Below are 1,030 nucleotides of genomic sequence, written 5' to 3'. Positions count from 1 at the left end.
AGCAGGGCCGCATGAGCAGACCGACCCCCCCGAGCTACAAGACCAGGAACTGGCCGGCCTATAACGAAGCGCTGAAGCGCCGTGGCTCGCTGACGATCTGGTTCGACCCTTCGATGAGCTGGGAAGCCACGCCGACGGGCAAGCGCGGGCGGCAGGCCGACTACAGCGACGCCGCCATTCAGACCTGCCTGACGATGAAGGGTGACGGGCGCCCGGAAAACGGTCCTGTGGACCGTTTTCAGCCCTGAACGGGCGGAGCCCAGGTTCGGCATGGCGCTGCGGCAAACGACAGGGTTCGTCGAGAGCCTGCTACGAATGATCGGCCTGGACTGGGCCGTGCCGGACTTCAGCACCCTCAGCCGCCGCCAGAAGGCCCTGAAGGTGAACATCCCCCACCGTGGCTTGGACGGCCCCCTGCACCTGCTGGTCGACAGCCCCGGGATCAAGGTCGAGGGTGAAGGCGAGTGGAACGCCCGCAAGCATGGCGGCGCCAAACGCCGGATCTGGCGCAAGATCCACATCGGGATCGACGGGAAGTCCTTGGAAATCCGTGCGGCGGAGTTCACCACCAGCGACGTGGGGAATGCGCCCATGCTGCCAGATCTCCTGGATCAGATCCCGCCCGACCAGGAGATCGCCAGCGTCACAGCCGATGGTGCCTTCGACACCCGAAAGTGCCACGACGCCATCGCGGCCCGTGGTGCCAACGCAATCATCCCGCCCCGAAAGAACGCGAAGCCGTGGAAGCCCGACACTCCAGGTGCCGTCGCACGCAACGAGATCCTTCGAACATCGAAGCGCGTCGGTCGGACCATCTGGCGACGATGGAGCGGCTATCACCGCCGAAGCCGCGCAGAGACCAAAATGCACTGCGTCAAGCTACTGGGACAGCGCCTCTCTGCACGCGAATTCGACCGTCAGGTCGCCGAGTTCCAGATCCGTGTCGCCGTGCTCAACCGCTTCACCGACCTCGGCACACCCAGCACTGAGGCCAAGGGATAAGTCTGTCCGGTGAAAGGGGAGTTCTTGC

1 pseudogene is annotated in these 1,030 nt (G+C 64.9%); it reads left to right on the top strand.

Features of this window, described 5'->3' with window-relative positions:
• The first annotated feature begins 11 nt into the window (after positions 1-11).
• Positions 12-1,002 (top strand): annotated as a pseudogene (locus CRO07_RS18260) (IS5 family transposase).
• Positions 1,003-1,030: the final 28 nt, after the last annotated feature.

Source organism: Cereibacter ovatus (genome assembly GCF_900207575.1).
In the GTDB taxonomy this organism is placed as follows: Bacteria; Pseudomonadota; Alphaproteobacteria; order Rhodobacterales; family Rhodobacteraceae; genus Cereibacter_A; species Cereibacter_A ovatus.
Note: the sequence above shows the minus strand (reverse complement) of the source record. Positions and strands in the feature narration are given on the sequence as shown.